Source organism: Anaerosporobacter sp. (assembly GCF_965301125.1).
This window is the reverse complement of the sequence record NZ_CBDLAM010000316.1, coordinates 1-2,751: the sequence shown is the minus strand read 5'-3', so window position 1 is coordinate 2,751 and position 2,751 is coordinate 1. Positions and strand designations below refer to the sequence as shown.

Annotated in this window: 3 protein-coding genes; all 3 read right to left on the bottom strand. The window is 34.6% G+C overall.

Features of this window, described 5'->3' with window-relative positions:
* Nucleotides 1-57 precede the first annotated feature (57 nt).
* Nucleotides 58-339 carry a hypothetical protein gene (locus ACW2QF_RS19265; protein ID WP_455717639.1) on the bottom strand — a complete coding sequence of 94 codons (282 nt, stop codon included), beginning with the start codon at nucleotides 337-339 and terminating at the stop codon, nucleotides 58-60.
* A 141-nt stretch (nucleotides 340-480) separates the two neighbouring features.
* The gene (locus tag ACW2QF_RS19260; protein ID WP_455717638.1) at nucleotides 481-1,599 is read right to left on the bottom strand and encodes an SGNH/GDSL hydrolase family protein; all 1,119 of its coding nucleotides are present in this window, start codon (nucleotides 1,597-1,599) and stop codon (nucleotides 481-483) included.
* A gap of 30 nt (nucleotides 1,600-1,629) precedes the next feature.
* On the bottom strand, nucleotides 1,630-2,649 hold the full coding sequence (locus ACW2QF_RS19255) for a LacI family DNA-binding transcriptional regulator (RefSeq protein ID WP_455717637.1): 1,020 nt from the start codon (nucleotides 2,647-2,649) through the stop codon (nucleotides 1,630-1,632).
* Nucleotides 2,650-2,751 lie beyond the last annotated feature (102 nt).

Genomic DNA, 2,751 nt, shown 5'->3' with positions numbered 1-2,751 from the left:
CTCTGCTCCCGCCGCTCCCGTCGCTCCTCTTGCTCCTTTTTTTCCGTCTGCTCCTTCTCATCCTCTTTGCCCACGTGCTCCAGTTGCTCCGGTTGCTCCATCTGCTCCTCTTGCCCCAGTTGCTCCGGTTGCTCCTGTTACTCCATCTATTCCATCTATTCCATCTACTCCATCTGCTCCATTTACTCCATCTGCTCCTGGCGCTCCGGTTTCTCCTTTGCAATATTGATTACATCTACAGCTATTTCCTGAACTGCTATGTCTATGACAAGAATCTCTGCTTGTTTCATTATATTTCCATTGATTATCTGTATGGTAATCTTCATTTTTTCTATCCATTATTAGATTCACTCCTATACTTATTAAAGTAGCCTTAGTAAAAACTTGCTACAGTACATAATATGTATTATTTTGTAGAATGTTCATATAGATAGGCGAAAAAAGACTGTTGCAAAATATTTTGCAACAGCCCGCTAAATTTTATCGTGATCCCCCAATAACTGAGACAAGATAAAACGGTACAATATTCGTTTCCTTAACTTCTACTACTCTAACTTCCACTCTATGTTTCTTATATTCTCCATGTTCTAATACCGTTGTGAGTTCTAGTTTGTCACCCCATGTTTCCTCAAAATTAGCATCAAGTAAAACACTATTTTCTTCATCACCATCAATAACAACCCTCGCAATTGGAGCTGGTTGTTTTACTGATTTACGATATTGAACTGCAATTGAACTAGCTTCAATTTCAAACACAATGTAGTCTCCAACATGTTCAGCTGTCCAACCATTCTTAAAACAATCCGTAATATGGCTTTGCACTGATTGGTCTACTTCAAAACCAGTTCCTGTCCATGTGATATTATTATTGCGATACCGTATAGAATTCTCATATTCATTTTTCGTTATTGGAGACAGTAACGTTTCATTACCATCTTCTCCAATATCTCTCTCCTCATTAATCTTATCCAAAAAATAGGTAACAACAGCAGCTACCAATTCATGACCTGCATCATTTGGATGCAAATCATCTGGAGTTATATCACGATTATTAATATGTCCAGCAACTACTTCTGGATAAATAGAACTCTGCATGCTAACAGATGGTATATTGTAATGTCGCGCAATCATAGCATGTTGAACCTGTGCGTTAGCACCAGAATCATAGTAAACATTATGTACAATTAACACAGCTGGTTTTGTTTTATAAGAATAGATTTTCCTGATTAATCCTTCATAGGTTTCCCTAAAATGTTCATTACTATCATCATTTACAGAAAATTCAACTATTACAAAATCAGGGTCTTTCACTAGCAAATCTTCTTCTACTCTAGAGGCACCAAACTGCGATGTAGTCCCACCGATACCAGCATTTATATATGTAAATGCTGTATCTGGGAATGTATTTTTCCACCACTCAAATACACGGTATGCATAACACGTAGTTGATGAAGAAGATAAACTTCCTTGTGTTATAGAACCGCCAATAAATCCTATGGTTACTACTTCTTGCCTCGCTGCTTTTCTTAATACTTTCTTTATTCTACTACAATTTCCTCTGTTAGCAATTGCATTTTCTTTATTCACTACGTAGTTCATTTCAATCTCCAAATGTGTTTACCACTATAATTAAATAGGTGCAACACTATCTTTATAAACTATCTTTCCTTGAACAATAATTACTCCTGGCTTATAACTTGTATTAGATATCTTCTTAATCAAATTATGAATGGTACGTCTTGCCATTTCCTTAAAATCAACCTCGTAGGATGTTATTCCCACATTACACATACCTGGATACAGATAATTATCAAAACCAACAACAGATATATCATCTGGTACTCGATATCCAGCTTCTTGTAATATCTTAATAACATAACTAGCGGTTAAATCGCAGTTACAAACGTATGCTGTAGGCATATTTTCTATTAATATAGATTCTGGATCTACATAAATCTTTGCTATATCAGATGTACGGTCATTTATTACCCATTCTTGCTTCACTGGTATCCCATGCTCCATAAGTGCTTTAGCATAACCAAAATAACGATCAGTAATACTATCTGTGGCTAAAACCGATCCTACATATCCAATTTTCTTATGTCCCATCTCAAACAAATAATTAGTTAGCATATAAGATCCGAAATAACTATTGGATATAATGGCATCACATGTTTCTTTCTCATCATAAAAATCAAGATAAATTATTGGTATTCCTGCGCGCATATTTAGGCATTGTAAATATTCATCATTCATTCTACCAATTACAATGACGCCATCAACTTTTTGCTCTTGTATTAACTTAGGTAAATTTAAATCATTTTCATCCTCTTTACTAACTACTTCTAATAAAGTGAAACACCCTTTCATGACAGCTCTTGTGGTAACAGCCTGATACATCTGCCAATAAAATGATTGATATTTATCTAGAAATAACTCTCCGATAATAACACCAATATTATAACTTAAATTTTCTGCATCTTTCTTAATCGTAGATGGCTGACGATATCCCATCTCATCTGCTAGTTTCTTAATTTTATCACGAAGTTCTTCACTAACACCCTTTTGATTCGACAAAGCTTTCGAAACTGTAACAGTACTTACATTTAATATAGCTGCAATATCTGCCAACTTCACTGATTTAGCCATAGTATTACCCCTTTTTATTATTAGTAGTTAGATGATATTTTCATAAACATCATAAAAATAATCATTGATTATTAACTAAAAAATTAGCTAATTATTAATATC